General features: G+C 46.3%; 23 protein-coding genes. 5 read left to right on the top strand and 18 right to left on the bottom strand.

All coding sequences use genetic code 11. From position 1 onward, the window contains the following. Complete coding sequence (serB, locus tag C2745_RS04815; RefSeq protein WP_251368409.1) at positions 1–900, top strand: phosphoserine phosphatase SerB; 900 nt, start codon at positions 1–3, stop codon at positions 898–900. Positions 901–940: 40 nt separating this feature from the next. Here the strand turns inward: serB and C2745_RS04810 are convergent, their stop codons facing one another. From C2745_RS04810 to C2745_RS04780, 7 genes are all read right to left on the bottom strand, one after another. Further along, positions 941–2,125, bottom strand: coding sequence for an acetyl-CoA C-acyltransferase family protein (locus C2745_RS04810; protein WP_215385473.1), 1,185 nt, complete (start codon positions 2,123–2,125; stop codon positions 941–943). A 92-nt stretch (positions 2,126–2,217) separates the two neighbouring features. After that, positions 2,218–3,576 carry a 30S ribosomal protein S12 methylthiotransferase RimO gene (rimO, locus tag C2745_RS04805; protein WP_215385471.1) on the bottom strand — a complete coding sequence of 453 codons (1,359 nt, stop codon included), beginning with the start codon at positions 3,574–3,576 and terminating at the stop codon, positions 2,218–2,220. 2 nt (positions 3,577–3,578) lie between these two features. After that, entirely contained in the window at positions 3,579–4,142 is a 564-nt protein-coding gene (gene phaR / locus C2745_RS04800) for a polyhydroxyalkanoate synthesis repressor PhaR (RefSeq protein WP_128113529.1), read from the bottom strand. Positions 4,143–4,259: 117 nt separating this feature from the next. Next, positions 4,260–5,000 (bottom strand): 3-ketoacyl-ACP reductase, encoded by a 741-nt coding sequence (locus C2745_RS04795; RefSeq protein WP_128113528.1) that lies wholly within the window; start codon positions 4,998–5,000, stop codon positions 4,260–4,262. Positions 5,001–5,041: 41 nt separating this feature from the next. Beyond that, positions 5,042–6,664 (bottom strand): class I poly(R)-hydroxyalkanoic acid synthase, encoded by a 1,623-nt coding sequence (gene phaC, locus C2745_RS04790; RefSeq protein ID WP_215385469.1) that lies wholly within the window; start codon positions 6,662–6,664, stop codon positions 5,042–5,044. 117 nt (positions 6,665–6,781) lie between these two features. Next, entirely contained in the window at positions 6,782–7,540 is a 759-nt protein-coding gene (gene pgeF / locus C2745_RS04785; RefSeq protein WP_215385467.1) for a peptidoglycan editing factor PgeF, read from the bottom strand. Continuing rightward, complete coding sequence (locus tag C2745_RS04780; RefSeq protein WP_215385465.1) at positions 7,537–8,577, bottom strand: RluA family pseudouridine synthase; 1,041 nt, start codon at positions 8,575–8,577, stop codon at positions 7,537–7,539. Before C2745_RS04780 ends, pgeF begins: the two co-directional genes overlap by 4 nt. A gap of 20 nt (positions 8,578–8,597) precedes the next feature. Between C2745_RS04780 and C2745_RS04775 the strand changes: the two genes are divergently transcribed. Next, a complete protein-coding gene (locus tag C2745_RS04775; protein ID WP_215385464.1) occupies positions 8,598–9,485 on the top strand; it encodes an outer membrane protein assembly factor BamD in 888 nt (295 codons plus the stop codon). A gap of 84 nt (positions 9,486–9,569) precedes the next feature. On the opposite strand, the gene alr is transcribed toward C2745_RS04775, so the two are convergent. After that, complete coding sequence (alr, locus tag C2745_RS04770) at positions 9,570–10,670, bottom strand: alanine racemase (RefSeq protein ID WP_215385618.1); 1,101 nt, start codon at positions 10,668–10,670, stop codon at positions 9,570–9,572. 74 nt (positions 10,671–10,744) lie between these two features. On the opposite strand from alr, the gene lplT reads away from it, so the two are divergent. Beyond that, entirely contained in the window at positions 10,745–12,064 is a 1,320-nt protein-coding gene (lplT, locus tag C2745_RS04765) for a lysophospholipid transporter LplT (protein WP_215385462.1), read from the top strand. Positions 12,065–12,073: 9 nt separating this feature from the next. On the opposite strand, the gene C2745_RS04760 is transcribed toward lplT, so the two are convergent. From C2745_RS04760 to scpA, 8 genes are read right to left on the bottom strand one after another with little or no spacing between them, the layout of a single operon-like run. Continuing rightward, positions 12,074–12,604: a DNA polymerase III subunit psi gene (locus tag C2745_RS04760; RefSeq protein ID WP_215385460.1), complete on the bottom strand. Its 531-nt coding sequence runs from the start codon at positions 12,602–12,604 to the stop codon at positions 12,074–12,076. Beyond that, positions 12,601–13,131 (bottom strand): ribosomal protein S18-alanine N-acetyltransferase, encoded by a 531-nt coding sequence (gene rimI, locus C2745_RS04755; protein ID WP_215385458.1) that lies wholly within the window; start codon positions 13,129–13,131, stop codon positions 12,601–12,603. The genes C2745_RS04760 and rimI overlap by 4 nt, the downstream gene beginning before the upstream one ends. Further along, positions 13,131–13,853 carry a tRNA (adenosine(37)-N6)-threonylcarbamoyltransferase complex dimerization subunit type 1 TsaB gene (gene tsaB, locus C2745_RS04750; protein WP_251368408.1) on the bottom strand — a complete coding sequence of 241 codons (723 nt, stop codon included), beginning with the start codon at positions 13,851–13,853 and terminating at the stop codon, positions 13,131–13,133. The genes rimI and tsaB overlap by 1 nt, the downstream gene beginning before the upstream one ends. A gap of 33 nt (positions 13,854–13,886) precedes the next feature. Next, positions 13,887–14,354, bottom strand: a complete 468-nt coding sequence (locus C2745_RS04745; RefSeq protein ID WP_215385456.1) for a VOC family protein — start codon at positions 14,352–14,354, stop codon at positions 13,887–13,889. 9 nt (positions 14,355–14,363) lie between these two features. Further along, positions 14,364–16,388, bottom strand: a complete 2,025-nt coding sequence (gene accC / locus C2745_RS04740) for an acetyl-CoA carboxylase biotin carboxylase subunit (RefSeq protein WP_215385455.1) — start codon at positions 16,386–16,388, stop codon at positions 14,364–14,366. 27 nt (positions 16,389–16,415) lie between these two features. After that, positions 16,416–17,948 (bottom strand): acyl-CoA carboxylase subunit beta, encoded by a 1,533-nt coding sequence (locus C2745_RS04735; RefSeq protein WP_215385453.1) that lies wholly within the window; start codon positions 17,946–17,948, stop codon positions 16,416–16,418. A 10-nt stretch (positions 17,949–17,958) separates the two neighbouring features. After that, on the bottom strand, positions 17,959–18,984 hold the full coding sequence (meaB, locus tag C2745_RS04730; RefSeq protein ID WP_215385451.1) for a methylmalonyl Co-A mutase-associated GTPase MeaB: 1,026 nt from the start codon (positions 18,982–18,984) through the stop codon (positions 17,959–17,961). A gap of 14 nt (positions 18,985–18,998) precedes the next feature. Further along, positions 18,999–21,185: a methylmalonyl-CoA mutase gene (gene scpA, locus C2745_RS04725; RefSeq protein ID WP_215385450.1), complete on the bottom strand. Its 2,187-nt coding sequence runs from the start codon at positions 21,183–21,185 to the stop codon at positions 18,999–19,001. 95 nt (positions 21,186–21,280) lie between these two features. Between scpA and C2745_RS04720 the strand changes: the two genes are divergently transcribed. Continuing rightward, a complete protein-coding gene (locus tag C2745_RS04720) occupies positions 21,281–21,919 on the top strand; it encodes a GntR family transcriptional regulator (protein WP_215385448.1) in 639 nt (212 codons plus the stop codon). Between the two features lie 86 nt (positions 21,920–22,005). Here C2745_RS04720 and C2745_RS04715 read toward each other — a convergent pair whose 3' ends face one another. Beyond that, positions 22,006–22,359 carry a cytochrome c gene (locus tag C2745_RS04715; protein ID WP_128113516.1) on the bottom strand — a complete coding sequence of 118 codons (354 nt, stop codon included), beginning with the start codon at positions 22,357–22,359 and terminating at the stop codon, positions 22,006–22,008. A gap of 31 nt (positions 22,360–22,390) precedes the next feature. Continuing rightward, the gene (locus C2745_RS04710) at positions 22,391–22,756 is read right to left on the bottom strand and encodes a cytochrome c (protein WP_128113515.1); all 366 of its coding nucleotides are present in this window, start codon (positions 22,754–22,756) and stop codon (positions 22,391–22,393) included. A 163-nt stretch (positions 22,757–22,919) separates the two neighbouring features. On the opposite strand from C2745_RS04710, the gene C2745_RS04705 reads away from it, so the two are divergent. Then, positions 22,920–23,789, top strand: coding sequence for a MoxR family ATPase (locus tag C2745_RS04705; protein WP_215385446.1), 870 nt, complete (start codon positions 22,920–22,922; stop codon positions 23,787–23,789).

Below are 23,789 nucleotides of genomic sequence, written 5' to 3'. Positions count from 1 at the left end.
ATGATTAATACCATGTCACATCAAACGATAGTCGCCCTTTCTAGAGACCCAATTCCAGAAAAAATGGTTTTTGATCTCAAGGATCATGCTCTACGATTTGGGGCATCCCTGCATACTGTTGGCGGACAACTCAGCAACGGAAGTTATTTTTCAGAACGCTGGGATTGCAACATCCATCTTGATACCAGCGCAAGAGAGGAATTGCGCTCGATTACCGCTCGCTTTAATGTCGACTTGTGCTTTTTAAAAGCCGATCTCAAGCCTCAAGATATTAAAGTGCTAGCGATGGATATGGACTCCACATTGATCAATATCGAATGTATTGATGAGATAGCTGACTTCACCGGCAAAAAGTCTGCTGTTGCACAAATTACCGAAGCAACTATGCGTGGCGAAATCAAAGACTTTAAAGAAAGTTTGCGCAAGCGAGTTGCCTTATTAGAGGGCGTTCAAGCCGATGCACTTGAAGCGGTGTATCGCGAGCGCCTTCGCCCCAATCCAGGCGCAGCAGAGCTGTTAGCAGGCGCACATGCGCTTGGAATTTATACCCTCCTAGTTTCTGGCGGCTTCACCTTTTTTACCGAAAAACTGCGCGAGAAATTTGGGCTGAAGCAAACTCAAGCCAACACATTGGAAATCATTGACGGCAAACTCACCGGCAAAGTGCTCGGCGATATTGTGGATGGCGCAGCAAAAGCAGCACATCTTGAAGCTGCCTGTTTAAAACTGGGTTGCAGCAAGGCGAATGCGATCACCATGGGGGATGGCGCCAACGATCTAATCATGATGAATGGCTCAGGCATTAGCGTTGCTTATCAAGCCAAGCCCGTAGTTAAAGAAAAAGCCGACGCGGCTTTTGACCATGTCGGCTTGGATGCTGCTTTACTGCTGATCTCCTAAGAAGTGACTTAAGAGATCTCTCGTAAATAGTACTTAGCGCTTACATGCGCTCGAAAATCGTAGCAATACCTTGACCACCACCGATACACATCGTTACCAAAGCATATTTGCCTTGAACGCGTTGTAATTCGTGGATGGCTTTGGTTGCAATCGCTGCACCAGAGCAACCGATTGGGTGACCCAATGCAATCGCACCGCCGTTTACGTTAGTTTTGGCTGGATCTAAGCCCAAGCCTTTAGTCACTGCCAATGCTTGTGCAGCAAAGGCTTCGTTAGACTCGATCACGTCCATTTGATCCAATTTCAGACCAGCACGCTCAAGCGCAAGCTTAGTAGCTGGGATTGGGCCTTCACCCATGATGTGGTTAGGCACCCCAGCAACTGCGTATGACACCAAACGCGCGATAGGCTTGTGACCAGCTTTCTTAGCCGTCTCAGCGTCAGCCAAAACAAAGAATGCAGCGCCGTCATTAATGCCTGATGCGTTACCAGCAGTAACAGATCCACCCTCTTTTTTAAATACAGCCTTCATCTTGCCCAATGTTTCCATTGTGGTGTCTGGCTTGCAATGTTCGTCAGTATCAAACACCACATCACCCTTGCGAGATTTGATGGTAATTGGAACGATCTGTGACTTAAAGCGACCTTCTTTAATAGCATTGGCCGCGCGACGATGAGATTCAACAGCGAGCGCATCTTGCTCTTCGCGAGTAAATTTCCATTTTTCTACAAGGTTCTCAGCAGTAACGCCCATATGACCAACGCCAAATGGATCGGTCAATACTGAAACCATCAAGTCGATCATCTTGGTATCGCCCATACGTGCACCGCTGCGCATCGCCGGTGAACCATACATACCGCGTGACATTACTTCAACGCCGCCGCCAATACCGTAATCGCAATCACCGAGCATGATTTGCTGAGCGGTGGTCACAATCGCTTGCAAGCCTGAGCTGCAAAGTCTATTAAGCGCCATCGCAACGGATTCCATTGGAAGGCCGGCCTGGATAGAAGCAACGCGCGCGACATAAGCGTAACGATTGTCTGTAGGGATAGTATTGCCTACAGTTACATAATTAATGAGTGCTGGATCTACACCAGAGCGAGTTACCGCTTCTTTCATCACAATACCGCCTAGCTCAGATGGCTCAAAACTACTGAGTGAACCATTAAAGGCGCCGATTGCGGAACGAACTGCACTTAAGACAACGACATCACGACTCATATCAATCCCCTTAGCTTTGCCTAAAAATTAGGCTAAATTGGTACTGCATACATGCTGATTAAATCAACCAACTAGTAGTTTTATTCGATTCGTCAAGTTTCGGCTATTAGGTCATGCCCTTGGGAGCTAATAACAGTGGCGCGGATAATTTCTCCGGTTCTGTAGCGTTTAGAGGGCTTGCTAGGTGGCAAAACCCTCACTAAACCATCAATTTCAGGGGCATCGCCGATAGTTCTGCCAATTCCGCCAGCCTCGTCTACGCGATCAATCAGGATTTGAACGCGTTTACCAACCTTTTTAGCAAGGCGTTTTATAGAGATTTCTTCGGCCTTAGCCATAAATCGTGCCCGACGCTCTTCTCGGATTGCATCAGGAACAGGATTGTCCAATGCATTTGCAAGGGCACCTTCAACCGGCGAATATGCAAAACAACCAGCGCGATCAATTTGCGCCTCATCCAAGAAATTCAAAAGATATTCGAATTCTTCTTCCGTCTCACCAGGGAATCCGGCAATAAAGGTGCTGCGAATCACCAAATCTGGACAAGCTGCGCGCCAAGCCAAAATACGTTCTAAATTTTTCTCACCACTAGCCGGACGTTTCATTCTTTTGAGTACATCTGGGTGGGCATGCTGCAGGGGAATATCTAAATAAGGCAACACACCATAACCATGCTCAGAAAACTCGGCCATGAGTGGCAACACGTCGTCTACATGCGGATAGGGATAAACATAATGCAGTCGAACCCAGGCCTGATGCTCACGAGCGATTTGATTTAAGGCATTTACCAAGTCAAACATTTTGGTTTTAACTGGCTTGCCATCCCAAAATCCAGTGCGGTATTGAATATCTACACCGTATGCACTGGTGTCTTGAGAAACAACTAATAATTCTTTTACGCCAGATTCAAATAAGCGCTTTGCCTCTAGCAAAACTTCGCCAATCGGACGAGAGACTAAATCGCCGCGTAAATTTGGGATGATGCAAAACGTACAGCGATGGTTACAGCCTTCAGAAATTTTGAGATAAGCGTAGTGCTTAGGCGTTAACTTCACGCCGGCTGGTGGAACTAAATCAGTGAATGGGTCATGCGGTTTCGGCAAATGCAGGTGAATCGCCTGCATAACCTCATCGGTGGCGTGAGGCCCTGTAACTGCAAGGACTTTCGGGTGAATGCTTTGAATAAGATCAGAGCCGTCAGCATTTTTCCTGGCCCCTAAACAACCGGTAACAATAACCTTGCCATTCTCTGCAAGTGCTTCACCGATGGCGGAAAGGCTTTCTTCAACGGCTGAATCAATAAAGCCACATGTGTTGACAACCACAAGATCTGCGCCAGAATAATCCTTAGCGGTTTCATACCCCTCCGCACTTAACTGCGTCAGAATAAGTTCAGAGTCTACAAGCGCCTTAGGGCACCCCAAGGATACAAAACCAATTTTTCCTGCCACAACTATTCTTTTTCTGTCTTATTGGGTTGTGGGGTAAATGGGAAATTGCCACCAAACATGTTTTGTGGGTTTTGCATTTGCTCTTGCATCTTCACAAATAAATCTTTGCTTTGCTCCATGTAATTCCCCATCAAACCTTGCATGAGGGGGTTTTGCAGATTGAGCATTTGTGACCATGCCTCAGGAGTGCTACCAGCACCTAAGCCCTTAGTTTGATCGCCAAGCTTGTTATGGATATCAACAAAAGACTGCATAGTCTTTTCCAGATAATTTCCCATCAAACCTTGCATTGAGTTTCCATAGAAACGAATGATTTGAGAAAGCATTTGAGATGAGAATACCGGCGCTCCGCCAGCTTCTTCCTCAAGAATAATTTGCAACAGAATATTGCGAGTTAAGTCTTCATCGGTTTTTGCATCAACCACTTTGAATTCTTCGTTCGCCATCACCAATCCCTTGATATCTGACAAGGTGACGTAGGTGCTAGTCTGGGTGTCGTAGAGACGACGATTCGGATACTTCTTGATGAGTCGATCTTCACCAACTCGTTTTGTGCGGGTAGCCATGTTTATCCTTACTCTTTACTGCAACGCAACATCAGCATAGTTTATCTCTTGTTCGACCAATAGGTAAATATGCTGAGTTGCTTACTTCTACTGCATCTAAATTGCTGCGATGCAATATTAGCCAGTATGAATACCACCGTTTAATGAGAAGTCGGCACCGGTTGCATAGCCACCATCATCAGATGCGATCCAGCAGCAAATAGAGGCGATTTCTTCCGGGGTACCCAAACGCTTCACGGGAATGCCAGAAACAATCTTTTCAAGGACATCCTCACGAATTGCCTTAACCATGTCTGTACCAATATAGCCAGGAGAAACGGTATTCACAGTCACGCCCTTAGTCGCCACTTCTTGAGCTAAAGCCATGGTGAATCCATGTAAGCCAGCTTTTGCCGTTGAGTAGTTTGCTTGGCCAAATTGACCTTTTTGACCATTCACGGAAGAGATATTGATGATGCGACCCCAGTTGTTCTCAACCATGCCATCAATAACTTGCTTGGTCACATTAAACAATGAGTTTAGGTTCGTATCAATCACCGCTTTCCAAGCATCTGGAGTCATTTTGCGGAAAACGCTATCCCGGGTAATGCCGGCGTTGTTTACCAAAACATCTACGCGACCCACTTCAGCCTTAACCTTTTCAAAGGCGGCAACCGTGCTATCCCAATCAGACACATTACCTTCAGAGGCAATAAAGTCATAACCCAGAGCCTTTTGCTCGCCGAGCCAGCGGTCTTTACGGGGTGAGTTTGGGCCGCAGCCAGCAATTACTTTAAATCCATCTTTTGCCAAGCGTTGGCAAATAGCGGTACCAATACCACCCATACCACCTGTTACGTATGCGACTTTTTGAGACATTGCTTTCCCCTTGTAAAAACCTTCGTTAAATATTGATTTGTTTATGCTGCTTTTTCTTTGACGTACACACCTGGTGCAGCTTCCATTTTTTTGTATTTGGCATTACCAAATGTATTGCTTGCCGGCTTCTTCTCGCCAGCAAATTGCTCCAACCATTTTGTATAGTTCGGCCACCAGCTGCCCGGTATTTGAGTAGCGCCCTCAAGCCATTCCTGTGCTGTAGGAGCGATTTTGTTGTTCTCAAAGTAGTAGCGCTTATTTTTTGCCGGCGGATTAATCACACCGGCGATGTGGCCTGATGCTCCCAATACAAAGCGATTCTTACCCTTAAGAATGTGTGTAGATTCATATGCTGACTGCCAAGGAACAATGTGATCCTCTTGAGATGCATAAAGATATGCTGGACATTGAATCTTGCCCAGATCAATTTTTTCACCGCAAATTTTGACTTTGCCAGGTTTCACTAAATCATTTTGCAAATACGTATGGCGCAAGTACCAGCAATACATATTTCCGGGTAAGTTGGTGGAATCGCCATTCCAGTAAAGCAAATCAAATGGAGGCGGAGAATTGCCTTTCAGGTAATTCTCAACAACGTAGTTCCACACCAAATCATTTGGACGCAAGAAGGAAAAAGTATTACCTAGATCAAGCCCAGACATCATGCCGTACTTACCGCCCTTGCCGCCAATTGAATTCTCGCGCATCTCAACCATGCCTTCATCAATGAAGACATCTAAGATTCCGGTGTTTGTGAAATCCAATAAGGTCGTGAATAAGGTCAAGCTAGCAGCTGGATGCTCATCCTTCGCAGCTAGGACAGCCAAGGCTGAGGTGGTCAAGGTTCCACCCACACAGAAGCCTAGGATATTGAGCTGATCAACGTTGCCGATATCTTTGACCACTTCAATTGCCTTGATAACGCCCTTGCCTACGTAGTCATCCCAACTGACTTCTGCCATCGATGCGTCAGGGTTCTTCCAGGAAACCAAGAAGACTGTATGTCCTTGACTAACCATGTGACGCACCACGGAGTTGTCTGGCTGCAAATCCAAAATGTAATATTTATTGATGCATGGCGGCACCATTAAATAAGGGCGCTCAAATACATTTTCCGTCAGCGGCGTGTATTGAATTAATTCAAATAAGTCATTGCGAAATACCACATGACCTTCTGTGGTCGCAATATTCTTGCCAACCTCAAATGCAGTTTCATCGGTAATCGAAACTTTGCCCTTCTTCATATCGCCAAGAAGATTAACAATGCCCTTCTGAATAGATTGACCTTGAGTGCTAATAATGTTTTCCAAAACCTCAGGATTGGTTGCAATGAAGTTGGATGGAGAAAGCGCATCTATCATTTGCTCAGTCGTAAACAGAATCTTTTGTTTGGACTTTTCATCTGTATCTACCGCTCCAGCAAGAGCCATCAGATGTTTTGAATTGAGCAAATAAGTGGCGGCAATCACCTTACTCCAAGATGAGTGCCATGCCTTACCAGCAAAGCGACGGTCTTTTACCTCGATTGCTTCTGGGTTCGTAGCGATATGGGCTAGCTCGGCAAAATATTCTTTTTGAATTTCAGCCAAACGCTCTGGTGGAATTAGTGCCATATGGTGCGGTGCCAAAGAAGGCGTCGCACCAGTATTCATGCCTGCAAACATAATGATCTCTTTTAGTAATTAGAGACATTCTCCATGCATACTGTATATAGGGTTATACGCAATAACCCCTAGCTATAGGGCTAAGCTAGTAGTTACCCGCACATAATGCGCAGCGAACTATTTAGAAAGCCAAATGAATGAGGCAAATCGTCCGGTTTTTCCATCGCGACGATAAGAAAAGAATTCTTTTTCTTCTTTAACAGTGCATCGATCGCCGCCAAAGATGGCATGAACGCCCAAAGCGGATAACCGGGCTCGCGCTAATTGATAGATGTTCGCCAGATATTTTCCGGATTTACCCGCAATTGGACTAAAAGCCGAAACAGACATCGGGATATCCAGTCCCTCAAATGCCCTTACAACATCTTCGCCAACCTCAAAAGAATCCGGTCCAATTGCTGGGCCAAGCCAAGTGACGATGTCTTTTGCAAGTAATTGGCTCGAAAGCTTACGCATATCAGCAACCGTGTTTTCAATCACGCCAGCACTAAGGCCGCGCCATCCAGCATGAGCTGCACCAATAACAGCGCCATCCTTACTTGCAAACAATATTGGCAAACAGTCGGCAGTCAGGATCGTCAAAACTTCACCTGGAATATTGCTAACCGCTGCATCCGCATTAATTGAGGTGTTACCGTGTTCACGACTTTTTGGGGTGCTCACTATAGTGCTATGCGTTTGTGCCATCCAAATTGGTTCAGATGGTAAGTGCGCGGTAATCAATGCCCTATTGGTCAAAACACTTTTTAGGTCATCCTCAACGTGATCACCAAGATTGAGAGAGTCATAAGGAGCGTTGCTGACACCGCCAAATCTGGTTGTTACAAATGCGTGAATATTTTGAGGTGCAGCCCATTGAGGAGTAATTAAGTTCACGATTGACGCTCATTTTGAATCGAATTGAGAAGCGCCTGCTCCTGCGGCAAAGTCTCCAGACCCAAAGCCACCTGAGGCATAAGATCCAACAAGTCTTGAGGGGGTAGACGAAACCACGTCATTAAGTCATTACTCACCGGATGCTGCAAAGTTAAGGCAAAGGCATGAAGTGCTTGTCGCTCAAATGGTAATGACTTTGCGACTCCCGGCGTCTTCTTTCGATACACGGGATCGCCTAGCAATGGGAATCCAAGTGATTCAAGATGCACACGAATCTGATGGGTTCGACCCGTTTCCAACCGGCACTCTAATAAAGCAACTGGACTCTCTAAGAAGACGCCTTTTGCAAGACGGCGAAATAGCGTTGCCGCTGGCTTACCTTGAGGGCTGCCTGCAGCCATCTTTAAGCGATCGCGCTGATCGCGACCAACAGATGCTAAAACTTTTCCCTGGCTTGGGGCATCACCCCAGACCCAAGCTAAATATCTACGACCCACCGTTCTTTCTTGGAGCTGCCTAACTAATGATGTTTGAGCCTGAGCAATACGAGCAACCACCATCAATCCAGACGTATCTTTATCAAGTCGGTGCACAATGCCGGCGCGCGGTAAGAGCTTTAACTCCGGATAATGAAATAGAAGTCCATTTAATAGTGTTCCCGCCCAGTTTCCTGCGGCAGGATGAACAACTAACCCAGGGGGCTTATTCACGACGATGATGGAATCGTCCTCATAAACCACATCCAAAGGGATGTTTTCTGGGCTAAAAGCGTATTGCTCTGGCATTTCCTGCGGAAACACCTTAATGCTCTCACCTCCACGCAGTAAATAGCGTGCTTTTGTGACCTTTCCATCGACCATGACGGCGCCGGCCTCAACCCAAGACTTAAGCCGGTTTCTCGAATAATCAGTCAGAGAGCCTGCCAGTACCTTGTCTAGGCGTTCGCCGGCCATCTCCAGGGGAATTTCCAGGGAGATGAAGTCCTCATCATCGATATAATCAATGGGATTCGATTCAGGAGTTTGCGGCAATGCCACGCTTAGAAAGCCTTTCAGTTATGTCCGACGTAATATCAGACGCCAGTTTAAGGCTTACCGGGAAACACTCCCCACAAAAATCTGCCCCTTTTTTTGGCTTGCGCTCGATCGCCCTGCTTTTAAGCCTCTTTACAGCCTTGTTCGTACTCAGCGGATGCGCTGGTAGTGATGGTCAAAAAGATGACACAGATATTTGGTCAGAAACAAAACTCTATTCAGAGGCAACTGATAAATTAAATGATGCCGACTTTGCCAAGTGCGGTAAATACTTTGAAAAATTAGAGGCACGCTTTCCTTTTGGTCCTTACTCTCAGCAAGCGCAAATTAATGCTGCTTATTGTTACTGGAAAGCCCAAGAGCAAACTCAAGCATTGGTTGCCATCGATCGCTTTATCAAATTGCATCAAGGTAGTCCAACATTAGATTACGCCTACTATCTCAAAGGCCTCATAACTTTTAATGATGATTTAGGATGGCTTGGAAAATTCACCGGTCAAGATTTGAGCGAACGTGATCCTAAAGCCGCTAAAGAAGCGTTTGAATCCTTTAAGACCGTTGTCGAACGTTTTCCAGACAGCAAATATGCGCCCGACTCACTGGATCGGATGCGTTACATCGTGAACTCACTGGCAGAAGCTGATGTGATTGTTGCGCGCTTTTACTACCAACGCGGTGCTTACCTGGCTGCAGCCAATCGTGCTCAGCTAGTAATTCGTGACTATGACCGCGCTCCTGCTGTTGAGGAAGCGCTCTATATCCTAACGAAGTCTTATGAAAAGTTGGGCATGGTAGAGCTTAGTAATGATGCCGCTCGGGTATTTAAGCTCAACTTCCCTGATAGTCAAATGATGCTCACTGGGCAAAGAGTTCAAAAAGAACGTAAGTGGTGGCAGTTCTGGAATAAGTAACAAGAGTGCAATAACTACATTAAAAAAATCCTCCAAATATTGGAGGATTTTTTTATGCTCTTTGTATTACTTTATTGCTAATAATTATTTAATGGCTACCGGTACACGCGGCGCTACCGCACAGAGCAACTCATAACCGATCGTATCGCTTAAACGCGCTACCTCGTCAACAGGAACCTTGTCACCCCAGAGTTCAACGGTGCTGCCAATGCGTGCATTAGGCGCATTGCGAAGATCAATGGTCAGCATATCCATTGAGACACGTCCAACGATAGGACAAATAACACCTTCACCAGAGTTGGTTGCCGCATCAACCCAAACAGGCGTGCCATCTTTTGCTTGCCTTGGATAGCCATCCGCGTAGCCACAGGCAATAATGCCTATGCGCATAGATTCTGGAGCTTCGTAACGGCCGCCGTACCCTATGCGATCACCCTTTTTTAATTCTTGAATATCAATAATCTCACTACCCAATTGCATCACCGCTTTTAGATGTGCATGCTCAATATCCGCATATAAACCTGTGGGAGATGCCCCATAAAGCATGATTCCAGGCCTGACCCAGTCACCCAGAGAATTGCGATGCCAAAGTATTGCGGCTGAATTTGCCAATGAAGTAGCACCATCTAATCCAGCAATGGTTTGTTCAAATAACTCCTGCTGACTGCCAACTGAAGGTTGGCGATCTATCTGATCGGCGTTTGCAAAGTGCGTCATATGATGCATATGAAAACCAGCGGCATGCAAGCGATGAAAAGCAGTTCTGTAAGCCTCTGGCTTAAAGCCTAGGCGATTCATGCCGGTATTCATTTTCAGAAAAACATTAAATGTCTTATGGTCTTTGGCTTTAAATTTCTCCAACCACTCAACCTGAGCATCGCAATGGACCACGAGATCGCATGTCAGTTCTTGAGCCAGTGCCAGTTCATTTTCATGAAATAAACCCTCTAAAAGCAGAATCCGACCCTGCCAACCATGTTCCCGCAACCAAACCGCATCCTGAATATCCAATAAGGCGAAACCGTCAGTAGAAGCAAGCCCCTTTAGAGCCGCATCAAAACAATGCCCATAGGTCCTAGCCTTAATTACCGACCAAATCTTAGATTGGGGCGCCAACTCCCGAACTCTGTTTAAATTATGTCGAAAGGCCTCAGTGTGAATAGATGCCAAAATTGGTCTATTAATCAAGCCATTAGCCGTTGTGCCCATATTCACCCCTCCTTTCATGCTTTAATTACATTAATGACTAGATTGTACGAATGAACCGTAGCTTTTACATCATTATGGCGGCGCAATTTTTTTCGTCGCTTGCTGATAATGCTCTGCTGATCGCAGCAATTGCCCTCCTGGCCCAGCTCCATGCCCCGGCCTGGATGACTCCTTTACTCAAATTATTCTTCGTATTGTCCTATGTTTTGCTGGCCGCCTTTGTAGGCGCCTTTGCCGATTCCCGCCCCAAAGGGAATGTCATGTTCATTACCAACACCATTAAGTTCATCGGATGTATTGCAATGTTATTTGGTGGGCACCCTCTGTTGTCCTACGCCATTGTTGGCCTGGGTGCTGCGGCCTACTCCCCAGCCAAATATGGAATTCTGACTGAGTTATTGCCGCCCGAAAAATTGGTTGCAGCGAATGGCTGGATTGAGGGCCTTACAGTTGGCTCAATTATTTTAGGCACCGTCCTTGGTGGCGTCTTAATTAGCAGCACGGTCTCACATAGCTTATTGGCATTAGATATTCCTACTTTAGATACCGGAATTGATACTCCCGCCGAATCTGCCATCCTCATCATCATGATGATTTATGTTGTTGCCGCTCTGATCAATTTGAAGATTCCGGATACGGGAGCTCGCTACGTCTCCCAAAAAACCAATCCAATTGAGTTGGTTAAAGATTTTGCTGTTTGCTTTAAAACACTTTGGGATGATCGCTTAGGTCAAATCTCACTAGCAGTAACTACCTTGTTCTGGGGTGCGGGAGCAACACTCCAATTTATTGTGATCAAGTGGGCACAAGTTGCGCTCCACATGAATCTATCTCAGGGCGCTATTCTGCAGGCAATCTCTGCCGTTGGTGTTGCTGGTGGCGCCGTCTATGCCGCATGGCGTATACCTCTGCGCAAGTCGCTAAATGTTCTCCCGTATGGCATTGCTATGGGAATAGTGGTTTGCGTGATGGCCATTTACAACTCTGACATGCTTCCCGATACGGCAATATTTACGATCGGGAAAATGCATATCTCACTTAATTTATTACCAGCGTATTTATTGCTAATATTAGTTGGCTGGTTAGCGGGCTATTTTGTAGTGCCGATGAATGCCCTATTACAGCATCGCGGTCACGTATTGATGTCAGCAGGCCACTCTATTGCTGTGCAAAACTTTAATGAAAATATTTCTGTATTGATGATGCTCTTGATTTACTCAATGCTCATCTGGCTTGATGTACCAATTCAATTTGTAATTGTTGGCTTTGGTGTTGCAGTCAGCCTCATCATGTGGCTTGTGATTAAACGTCATACCAAAAATCAAGCGGAATATGACTCCATGCACCTCATCGGCGAGCACAAACACTAATTCAAAAAATTAGATGTTTTGCAGAACAGATTTAGCCAGCAATAAATCCTGCCAAAGTAATGCCTTTTCATTTGGCTTGGCAATTGCCTGATTTAGATCAAATGAGGCAATGACAGGTATCTCATCATCATTTCCAGTGTTGAGCGCCAGAACTGTCTCGCGCAGCTGAGGCAATGCATCTCGCTCGCCAGTTATCTTCTGGGCAACAGGTCCACCAAAGGCAAACGCAACAACTGGCATGCCATTTTCCGGCGCAGTAATTTGATCTAAAGGGTCTGAGGCATTTTTCCAGGACCATTCGCCAGGACTCAAACCTAAAACGCGAATAATGTTTTGAAACAGTGCTTGAGCATCGCCCTGTGGCTTCTGCCCAAAAAACAGCCATCCACCTTGAGGGACTCGTTCTGCAGAAGGACTTTGCTGGGGCGCCTTTTCTTCAGCACTGGTGGTAACTGGCGAAGATGCAGACGCGATTTGTGGCTGGTCACGCGACACCCATTCTGTAATACCCATCTCTTTAAGGAATTCTGAATTGCTCATGACTCAAGCTTAATCGATTTAGCCATCACAATGGCATCCTCTCGGGAACCCGTTTCTGGGTTTTGCGGATAGTAATTCTTACGCAGGCCAATCTGCTCATACCCTAAAGACTGATACAGGCCCAGCGCAGCAAGATTGGAGGGCCTGACCTCCAAGATAATGCGGGGAATCTTCTGTTGGGCCGATACATCCTCTATGGCAGACATTATTCGCTTACCCAAGCCCAGTTTTCGCAATTTAGGAGAAACGGTAATATTCAGAAGATGAAGCTCATCTACGGCCGGGACTAACACGCAGTAAGCCCACAAAATAGCAGGGTCAAGATAGGACCCCTTAACCATTTGATCAACCTGAGGACGTATGCAATAAGCCCAATGTCCAGCAGCCAATGAGTCTGAAAAGTTTCCTTTTGTCCATGGGTGCAGGTGCGATACGCCCTCAATCTCCAATACCGCATCCAAGTCTGAGGCTTGCATTGGTAAAAAGGAGAGCTCTGCTACGCCATCAACGGTAAATTGATTGGGCATTACTTAAATGCCTCCATACGCTCGGCCGTAGTCAAAGCAACCTTATCGCGAATATAAAGAGGCTCGAGATCTTGAACATCACAAGAGCGGCCCTCTTGTTGCATTTGAATGGCAACATCCAATATGCCTAATGCGGATACCGCTATATCCGGATCCGCAGCAATCTCACTGGTAGGTGGTTTTGTTGCCTGCAACACTCTTTCGCCATACTCTTTAATGGCACTACCGGCCAAATATTGAATACCAGTCAGATCTATATCCTCGGGCTTTGATAAATGGATATTACCCATGCGAACAGGCAATTTTTGTTCGCACTTTTCGTACTTGACCCAATAGACTTCATCCATGCGGGCATCGACCGCAATCATGAAATGCTTGGGATTTATTTTTTGAAAGGCTGGAGTTTGAATTACTTGGGCGGCTATAGCATCCAAGCTAGCAACTGGGATTACTGGCAAGCGCTGGGATATAGCCAACCCCTGCGCCGCTGCAACTCCTAAACGAACGCCAGTAAAGGCGCCAGGCCCAATCCCAACAGCGATCGCATCTAGCTCGCCTAATTTAAAGTTTGAGGCCTCTAACATTGCTTCTATCCAAGGCAAAAGCAATTGGCTAGCGCCAGCCGTCACAGCTTCATGACGGAAAGCGGGCTCCTGCCCATCTAAAGATAAAGCCACCGAACACCACGCTGATGAGGTGTCGATGGCTAGGATATTTGCCAATTACAGACCTATTTACAGATGTATAAAGCCAAATTATGAACTTAAACCGGCAATCACTTCTGGAGGGGCTTGAACTAGCTCAATCAAGACACCTTCGCCACTAACTGGAAACTCGTCATTGCCTTTTGGATGAACAAAAGTAATGTCGTAACCTGCAGCACCCTTGCGAATGCCACCAGGAGCAAATCGCAGGCCATTGGCAGAGAGCCATTCAACCGCCTTGGGAAGATCATCAACCCATAAACCAATGTGGTTTAAGGGGGTTTGGTGAACAGCAGGCTTTTTTTCGATATCAAAAGGCTGCATAAGATCAACCTCAATCTCATGAGCACCAGAACCAATAGCGCAAATGTCTTCATCGACGTTTTCACGCTCAGAAACAAATGTGCTCTTATATTCAAAACCGAGCATATCAACCCATAATTTCTTGAGTCGATCTTTGCTTTCACCGCCAATAGCGATTTGTTGTATTCCCAATATCTTGAATGGCTTAGCGCTCATCATCAATCCTTATTCAAAACGAATGATTAATTGATCTACAGCCAAGCTATCGCCTTCTTTAGCGCAGATTTCAGCAACAACGCCATCCTGCATTGCAGAAAGTGTGTTTTCCATCTTCATCGCTTCAATCGAGGCTAGCTTTTGACCAGCGGTAACTGCTTCGCCAACCTTAACCGCAATCTTGGTCAACAAGCCCGGCATTGGTGACATCACCAACTTGGATGTATCAGGCGGTAACTTCACAGGCATGCGACGCTGTAGCTCAGCACCCAATGGGCTCAGAACCATACATTCAAAATTAGCGCCATCCAAGATTAATTCATAGCGCACGCCTCGACGTTCAACCTGAGCCGTGATCTTATGAGTGCCGTTGATAGTTGCATTTAAGCAAGTCTGACCTGGGCGCCAATCGCTGACGATGTCATAACGACTTACGCCATCAGCCTCTTCGATGTATACAGAGTAAATGCCATCTTTGAGCTCAACACGGATAGGCACTTCAATCGGATCGCTCATTGAGCCAGATTTTTTACCGGTAACCACTACAAACTTCTTACCAATAATCATCTCGTGACCAGCCAATTGGCCATCAATCATTTGAATATGCTGGAGATAGCGATAGCGCATAAATGCAGCTAATGCAGCCAAACGCTTTGGATCGGCCGGCTGTACAGAATCCTTCTTAAAGCCTTCTGGATACTCTTCAGCAATAAAGCCGGTAGTGAAATCGCCATTCACAAATCGTGGGTGCTGTAACAAAGCCGCCTGGAAAGGAATGTTGGAGTGAATTCCACGAATCACAAAATCATTTAATGCGGCACGCATCTTCTCGATGGCTTCGGTACGGTCTTTTCCATGAACAATCAACTTAGCGATCATGGAGTCGTAGTACATCGGGATCTCGCCACCCTCATATACGCCAGTATCAACACGTACTCCATTAATAGACTCTGGTGGACGGTATTTAACAAGACGGCCTGTTGACGGCAAGAAGTTGCGGAATGGATCATCCGCGTTAATACGGCACTCCATAGACCAACCATCAAGCTTCACATCTTCTTGCTTAAATGCCAGTTTTTCACCAGCGGCAACCCGAATCATTTGCTCAACTAAGTCCAAGCCAGTAATAGATTCTGTCACTGGATGCTCAACCTGTAAACGAGTGTTCATTTCCAGGAAGTAGAAAGACTTATCCTTACCGACCACAAACTCTACAGTGCCTGCAGATTGGTAGTTAACCGCCTTAGCCAATGCAACAGCTTGCTCGCCCATAGCTTTACGAGTTGCTGGATCAATAAATGGTGATGGCGCCTCTTCGATTACCTTTTGGTGACGTCGCTGAATCGAACAATCACGCTCGTTTAGGTAAACCACATTACCGTGAGAGTCACCCAATACTTGAATCTCAATATGACGTGGGCCTTCAACGAACTTCTCAATAAAGATACGATCATCGCCAAAGCTATTCATCGCTTCGGTTTTACAAGCTGCAAATCCTTCGGCTGCTTCTTTGTCATTAAAAGCAACGCGTAAGCCTTTGCCACCACCGCCCGCAGATGCTTTAATCATTACAGGGTAACCAATACCTTGAGCAATCTTAACGGCCTCTTCATTGGTATCAATGGCTTCGTTGTAACCAGGAATGGTATTGACCTTGGCTTCTAAAGCAAGCTTCTTAGAGGCAATCTTGTCACCCATCGCTGCGATGGATTGATGTTTAGGTCCAATAAATACAATGCCCTCTTCCTCGCAACGCTTAGCAAACTGCTCGTTCTCAGACAGGAATCCATAACCAGGATGAACTGCCTCAGCACCAGTATCTTTGCAAGCCTGAATGATTCTATCCATTACGAGATAGGATTCACGTGAAGGCGCAGGCCCAATGCAGACCGCTTCATCTGCGAGCTGTACATGGCGCGCCTCTTTATCCGCCTCTGAATACACAGCAACCGTTTTGATGCCCATCTTTTTAGCGGTCATCATTACACGGCAAGCAATCTCGCCGCGGTTAGCAATCAAAATTTTCTTAAACATTTTCGTAGTCATAATTTGTCAGCGCCTTTACAGAGGAATGTTGCCGTGTTTACGCGCAGGATTCTTCAAGTCTTTATCTTTGAGCATTGCTAGTGAACGAGCAATGCGCTTGCGGGTTTCGTGTGGAAGAATGACGTCATCAATATAGCCACGACGACCAGCCACGAATGGGTTGGCAAACTTAGATTTGTACTCTGCTTCACGTGCTGCAATCTTTTCAGGATTAGACTTTTCTTCACGGAAGATAATTTCCACCGCGCCTTTAGGTCCCATCACAGCAATTTCTGCTGAAGGCCATGCAAAGTTCACGTCGCCGCGTAAGTGCTTAGAAGCCATCACGTCATAAGCGCCACCATAGGCTTTACGAGTAATGAGAGTGACCTTAGGCACTGTGCAATCAGCGTATGCGTAGAGCAACTTAGCACCATGTTTAATGATGCCGCCGTATTCTTGAGCTGTACCCGGCATAAATCCAGGGACATCCACCAATGTCACTACTGGAATATTGAAAGCATCACAGAAGCGCACAAAACGCGCTGCTTTAATAGAGGCCTTAATGTCTAAACAACCAGCCAACACTAATGGCTGATTGGCAACGATACCGATTGAGCGACCTTCCATGCGCGCAAAACCAATCACTATGTTTTTTGCGTAATCAGGCTGCAATTCGAAGAACTCACCATCGTCCACAATCTTCTCAATCAACTCTTTCATGTCGTATGGTTGATTTGGATTGGATGGAACTAATGTGTCTAATGAGAAATCTGGCTCTTCTGTGCGATTTGCACCTTTAATCAAAGGTGGTTTTTCACGATTAGAGAGCGGCAAGTAATTGAAGAAACGACGCAACATCATGATGGCGTCAACATCGTTATCAAATGCTAAGTCACATACACCAGAAACTGTTGAATGCGTTACCGCACCGCCCAATTCCTCAGCAGTAACATCCTCATGCGTAACCGTCTTTACCACTTCAGGACCAGTCACGAACATGTAGGAGCTGTCTTTCACCATGAAGATGAAGTCAGTGAGGGCTGGTGAGTACACAGCGCCACCGGCTGATGGCCCCATGATCAAGGAAATCTGCGGAATCACACCAGATGCGGTCACATTACGCTGGAAAATTTCTGCATAGCCGCCAAGAGAAGCAACACCCTCTTGAATACGTGCACCGCCAGAGTCATTTAAGCCGATTACCGGCGCCCCAACTTTGAGGGCCTGATCCATGATCTTGCAGATCTTTTCAGCATGAGCTTCAGACAGAGAGCCGCCCAAAACTGTGAAGTCTTGAGAAAACACGAATACCAAACGACCGTTAATCATTCCATAACCAGTCACAACACCATCGCCAGGAACAGTTTGATCACCCATGCCAAAGTCATGGCAACGGTGCTCAACAAACATATCCCACTCTTCGAAAGTGCCAGCATCAAGCAAGAGCTCAATGCGCTCACGGGCTGTTAATTTACCCTTTGAGTGCTGAGCCTGAATACGCTTTTGCCCGCCACCCAATCGGGCGAGCTCACGCTTCGCTTCCAGTTGTTGAATGATTTCCTTCATTTCCTACTCCTTAGAAAAATTCATGCCCCATGGACTCCAGCAATCGTCTTGCGGCGACTGAAGCGGCCATAGTTCCTTGGTTTACTTGTGCTACTAAACTTGGTAGAAGCGCTTGTACGGCTTCATTGCTACGAAATGCATTCTTTAATCCAGCATCGATGCGATCCCACATCCATGATCCTGCTTGCTGTTTGCGACGAGAATCAAACTTCCCATTGGCCTTTTGTAGCTTTTCAAAATGAGAGACTTTGTCCCAAAGCTCGGGAATGCCCTTGCCTTCTAAAGCACTTAAAGTCATCACCTGTGGATGCCAAAACTCTTTGTCATGTGATGCATGATCGGGGTTGCCCTGAAATCCCAATAGACGCAATGAACTCGTGATGAACAGCTGTGCACGCATCGCAGCATCAGGATCAATGTCCACTTTATTAATAACGATCAAGTCGGCAATTTCCATGACGCCTTTTTTAATCGCCTGAAGATCATCGCCAGCGTTTGGTAATTGCAATAAGAGGAACATGTCCGTCATACCAGCAGCAGCGATCTCACTTTGCCCAACACCCACAGTCTCAACAATGATCACATCAAAGCCAGCAGCCTCAGCCACCAACATCGCTTCACGAGTCTTTTCTGCAACACCACCTAAGGTGCCAGAAGATGGGCTTGGGCGAATGAAGGCGTCTTCAAGAACAGATAATCGCTCCATGCGAGTTTTGTCGCCCAAGATAGATCCGCCAGACAAACTAGAGGATGGGTCAATTGCTAATACTGCAACCCGATGGCCTTTCTCAATGAGATACAAGCCCAAGGTTTCTATCAAGGTAGATTTGCCAACTCCCGGCACACCTGAAATGCCCAAACGAAATGAGTTACCCGTCTTTGGCAGCAGCGTATTAAGAACATCATCGGCACGATGCCGATGATCTAAGCGTGTTGATTCAAGCAAAGTAATGATCTTCGCCAATGCGCGTCGCTGTTTAAGCGAAGGCGCACCAGTGAGATCATTCACTAGCGCTTGATCAGCAGCTTGCAGCATGCCTGTAATCCGAATTAAGCTGGTTTAACAGACTTGCGAATCTGCTCAAGCACATCCTTAGCCGAAGCCGGAATTGGTGTACCTGGGCCGTAGATTCCCTTAACACCTGCTTCGTACAGGAATTCATAGTCTTGTCTTGGTATAACGCCACCAACGAACACAATGATGTCGTCCGAACCTTGCTTTTTCAATTCCGCAATGATGGCTGGCACTAGAGTTTTGTGGCCGGCCGCTAAAGTAGACACACCTAAGGCATGGACGTCGTTCTCAATCGCTTGTCGCGCACATTCTTCTGGGGTTTGGAACAAAGGCCCAATATCCACGTCAAAGCCTAAATCAGCGTAAGCAGTAGCGACCACTTTTGCACCACGATCATGGCCATCTTGACCAAGCTTAGCAATCATCACACGTGGGCGACGACCAAAGTCTTTTGCAAAGTCAGCGATTTCTGTTTGTAGTTTTGCCCAACCTTCGGCTGAGTCATAAGCAGCTGCATACACACCGGTCACCTTTTGAGTATCGGCGCGATGGCGCCCGTAAACTGTTTCTAACGCATCGGATACTTCGCCCACTGTTGCGCGTAAACGAATTGCATTTACCGATAATTCCAACAAGTTTCCAGAGTTATCTTCCGCAGCTTTAGTCAAAGCCTCTAATGCAGCTTTGACTTTTTGATTGTCACGCTTTGCCTTGATATCTTTCAAACGAGCAACTTGGCCTTCTCGTACTCGATCGTTATCGATCATCAGCACATCAACCAGATCTTCTTTGCCTAGTTTGTATTTATTCACGCCAACGATAACATCAGAGCCAGAGTCAATCTTGGCTTGCTTCTCAGCGGCCGCGGCTTCAATCTTCAATTTGGCCCAACCACTTTCAACAGCCTTAGTCATGCCGCCCATTGCTTCGACTTCTTGGATGATTTCCCAAGCCTTGTCAGCCATCTCTTGAGTAAGGTTCTCCATCATGTAAGAACCGGCCCATGGATCAATCACGCTAGGAATATGGGTTTCTTCCTGGAGAATCAATTGGGTGTTGCGAGCAATACGGCTTGAGAACTCAGAAGGAAGTGCGATTGCCTCATCTAATGAGTTGGTGTGCAGGGATTGAGTGCCGCCAAATACCGCTGCCATCGCCTCAACCGTAGTTCTCACTACGTTGTTGTAAGGGTCTTGCTCCGTCAAAGACCAGCCGGAAGTTTGGCAGTGCGTACGAAGCATCAAGGATTTAGGATTCTTCGGCTCGAAGGACTTCATAATGCGCCACCACAACAAACGAGCAGCGCGTAACTTAGCAACTTCCAGATAGAAATTCATGCCGATTGCAAAGAAGAACGATAGGCGACCTGCAAAGCCATCAACATCCAAGCCTTTAGCAAGCGCTGTTTTTACGTACTCTTTACCGTCAGCTAGAGTGAATGCCAATTCCAATACTTGATTGGCGCCCGCCTCTTGCATGTGATAACCCGAAATAGAAATCGAGTTAAATTTCGGCATATGTTTAGCGGTGTACTCAATGATGTCGCCAATGATGCGCATTGATGGCTCTGGCGGATAAATATAGGTATTGCGCACCATGAACTCTTTCAGAATGTCATTCTGAATGGTTCCAGATAACTGCTCTTGTTTTACGCCTTGCTCCTCGCCAGCAACGATATAACCAGCCAATACCGGCAATACCGCGCCGTTCATGGTCATGGAGACCGAGACCTTATCCAATGGAATGCCATCAAACAAGATCTTCATGTCTTCAACCGAATCAATCGCCACACCAGCTTTACCAACGTCACCAGTTACACGAGGATGATCAGAGTCGTAGCCGCGGTGCGTTGCCAAGTCAAAAGCAACTGATACACCTTGACCGCCTGCATCCAATGCTTTGCGATAGAAAGCATTGGATTCTTCGGCGGTAGAGAAACCTGCGTATTGGCGAATAGTCCAAGGACGCACTGAATACATTGTTGCCTGGGGTCCACGAACGAATGGCTCAAAACCTGGCAAGGTATCGGTGTAATTTAGGCCTTGAATATCTGATGATGTGTAAAGCGCTTTTAAGTGAATTCCATCGGGCGTTTTCCAGCCCAATGAATCAACATCACCATTAGGCGCGGATTTCTGTGCTGATTTTTTCCATGCATCCAGATTGGTCTCTGGTACTGATGGCCACGGTTGATTAGATGAACTTTTCTTTTCTGAACTCACAAAGCACTCCTGGTTGGCTTTATTACAAAGTTGCTAAATATGTCAGACATTTTGCTTGACAATTTGATATTTGTAAAGTTATTGTATACATAATTATGAATACAAAACTGAATAACAGGCCACTATACGAGGACGTTGCCGAGCGCCTCAGAGCGCAGATCTTTGCCCACGAATTAGCACCCGGTAGCTGGTTGGACGAGCAAAGCCTGGCAATTCAGTTTGGTATTAGTCGCACCCCAATGCGTGAAGCGATTAAGGTTTTGGCTTCTGAAGGTCTGGTTACGATGAAATTAAGGCGTGGCGCCTATGTAACCGAGGTTGACCGTGGCGATTTAGAGCAAATTTTTACTATCCTCTCCTTGCTGGAGGGTCAAGCGGCCAAAGAAACCGCCCTGAAAGCTACCGAAGCCCAATTGACTCAGTTAGATGACATTCACCACCGCCTAGAAAAGGCGGCGGCAGATCGCGATGCTGAACAGTTTTTTGAGGTGAACGTCCGTTTTCATGAGTTAATTCAAGAAATCGCAGGAAATCGCTGGATGAATGGCGTTATTGTGGACCTTAGAAAGGTTCTGAAGCTGCAAAGGCGGGATTCCTTGAGTAGAACCGGTCGACTGCAGAGCTCACTATTGGAGCATCGCCAAATTCTGCAGGCCATCCTCAAGAGGGATCCTGTGGCAGCGGAGCTCGCAATGCGTAACCACCTGGCCCGTGGCCTGGAGGCGGTTAAATAAGGGTTATTTTTGTATAAATATCTATAAAAAATAAAGGCTTAGAGTATTAATCTAAGCCTTTATTTTAAGTAACCGAAGCTGGGAAATTACTTCTTAATTACAAAGTTTCCTGGCAAAGAAGCAACATAAGCGGCGATATCTTGCAAATCAGCATCGCTGAAGTTTTGCACTTGAGAGCCCATTACAGCGTTATTACGACCAAACTGAGCATTGCCATTGCCCACTTTGTAAGCTTTTAAGGCGTAATAAACATAGTCAGCGTACTGTCCAGCTAACTTAGGATAAGCCGGCAAGATTGGGGCATTCAGACCAGCACCATGGCAAGAGGCGCAATTAGCCTTTTCTACCAACGCCTGACCTTTGTCCACGCTAGCAGCATTTGCCACGCTTGTTAAACCAATGCTGGAGAGCAAAACTGCAGTAATAAGTGCAAATTTCATAAAAGTATCTCTATGTATCTTTATCAATGAATCACTTCAATGGGTTGTTAGGTGAGCTGGCTGTTTGCGCAGCATAGTATTCGCCGATGTCAGCCATATCTTGATCAGAAAGGCTAGCAGCAATAGAACGCATTGTTGGGTGCTTTCTTTCGCCCTTTTTATAAGCAGCCAATGCGCTTGAAATGTAAGCAGCATTTTGACCGCCCAACATTGGCACTTTGTATACCAGTGGGTAATCAGCACGATAGTCAGGAATGGAGTGGCAACCAACGCAGAGCCAAACTTTAGCGTTACCTGCAGCAGCAGTACCTTTAACTTCATCAGCCTGAGCAACAGAACCAGCAAAGGCTAAAGTTGCAGCTACGGCCAAATGAGGAAGAATTGAGAGTTTTTTCATGGCAATCATTATTAATGAGTTTGATTTAGATCAATTTGGGAAGAGTATAGCGGACAGACGCCCTTCCCGCCATTCTGAGGCCCAAAATCAGTAGAAACACTGAAAAATTCGCCCCATTTACCTATACTTGAACGCTTATCCAAGCACTTATTTAGGCACGCTCATGAGCAAATCCACCCACTCACCCCAAAATCGCTTTGCAGGCAGCGAAAGCTATGTCGCCACAGATGATCTCAAATTGGCCGTCAATGCTGCTATTGCACTTCAGCGCCCTCTCCTAATTAAAGGTGAGCCAGGAACTGGCAAAACGATGCTGGCTGAAGAAGTGGCAGCAGCCCTCAAGATGCCGCTACTGCAGTGGCACATTAAATCCACCACGAAAGCTCAACAAGGCCTCTATGAATATGATGCCGTTAGTCGCTTACGCGACTCTCAATTGGGCGATGAAAAAGTCAAAGATATTCGCAACTACATTGTTAAGGGTGTGCTTTGGCAAGCCTTTGAAGCAGACGAGCCAACCGTACTGTTAATTGATGAAATTGATAAGGCGGATATTGAATTTCCAAATGACTTATTGCGTGAGATCGATCGCATGGAGTTCTACGTTTACGAGACTCGTGAACTCATTAAGGCAAAACATCGCCCACTAGTCATCATCACCTCCAATAATGAAAAAGAGCTGCCAGATGCGTTCTTGCGTCGCTGCTTCTTTCACTACATTACCTTTCCAGATGCCGGCACAATGCAAAGCATCGTTGATGTTCACCACCCCAATATCAAACAAGATCTTTTGGATGCCGCCCTCAAGTCTTTCTACCAAATACGCTCCTTGCCCGGGTTAAAGAAGAAGCCGTCTACTTCGGAGCTTATTGACTGGCTAAAACTTTTACTGGCGGAGGGTATTCCACCAGAAGCCCTTTACAGCAATGACGAGAAGATTGTGGTGCCGCCTTTGCATGGCGCCTTATTAAAAAATGAGCAAGATATTCATTTGTTTGAACGCTTGGTCATGATGAATCGCAATCATCGCTAA

The sequence above is a fragment of the Polynucleobacter sp. AP-Kolm-20A-A1 genome, assembly GCF_018688315.1.
In the GTDB taxonomy this organism is placed as follows: Bacteria; Pseudomonadota; Gammaproteobacteria; order Burkholderiales; family Burkholderiaceae; genus Polynucleobacter.
This window is presented reverse-complemented; position numbering and strand designations above follow the sequence as displayed.